Origin of the sequence: Paenibacillus sp. EKM10P (genome assembly GCF_011800655.1) — a bacterium.
GTDB classification, from domain to species: domain Bacteria; phylum Bacillota; class Bacilli; order Paenibacillales; family Paenibacillaceae; genus Paenibacillus; species Paenibacillus polymyxa.
The window spans coordinates 1-704 of the sequence record NZ_JAALET010000064.1 but is presented as its reverse complement, the minus strand read 5'-3'; the positions used below and the strand labels follow the sequence as shown (position 1 = coordinate 704).

Annotated in this window: 1 rRNA gene; it reads left to right on the top strand. The window is 53.8% G+C overall.

The window, feature by feature from the left end:
• Positions 1 to 704: ribosomal RNA gene (locus HFE01_RS26410) — 23S ribosomal RNA — on the top strand; the annotation flags it as partial.

The following is a 704-nucleotide window of genomic DNA, read 5'->3' as shown; positions in this document are numbered from 1 at the left end:
ATGAGCGATGGGGTGACGCAGTAGGGTAGTGACGCGGACTGATGGATGTCCGTCTAAGCAGTGAGGCTGATGTGTAGGCAAATCCGCACATCGTAAGGCTGGGCTGTGATGGGGAGCGAAAATTATAGTAGCGAAGGTCATGATCTCAGACTGCCAAGAAAAGCCTCTAGCCAGGAGAAGGTGCCCGTACCGCAAACCGACACAGGTAGGCGAGAAGAGAATTCTAAGGCGCGCGGAAGAACTCTCGTTAAGGAACTCGGCAAAATGACCCCGTAACTTCGGGAGAAGGGGTGCCTCGGTAGGGTGAATAGCCCGAGGGGGCCGCAGTGAAAAGGCCCAAGCGACTGTTTAGCAAAAACACAGGTCTGTGCGAAGCCGCAAGGCGAAGTATACGGGCTGACGCCTGCCCGGTGCTGGAAGGTTAAGGGGAGTGGTAAGCCTTCGGGCGAAGCTATGAACCGAAGCCCCAGTAAACGGCGGCCGTAACTATAACGGTCCTAAGGTAGCGAAATTCCTTGTCAGGTAAATTCTGACCCGCACGAATGGCGTAACGACTTGGGCGCTGTCTCAACGAGAGATCCGGTGAAATTTTAATACCTGTGAAGATGCAGGTTACCCGCGACAAGACGGAAAGACCCCATGGAGCTTTACTGCAGCTTGATATTGAATTTGGGTACGATCTGTACAGGATAGGTGGGAGCCGT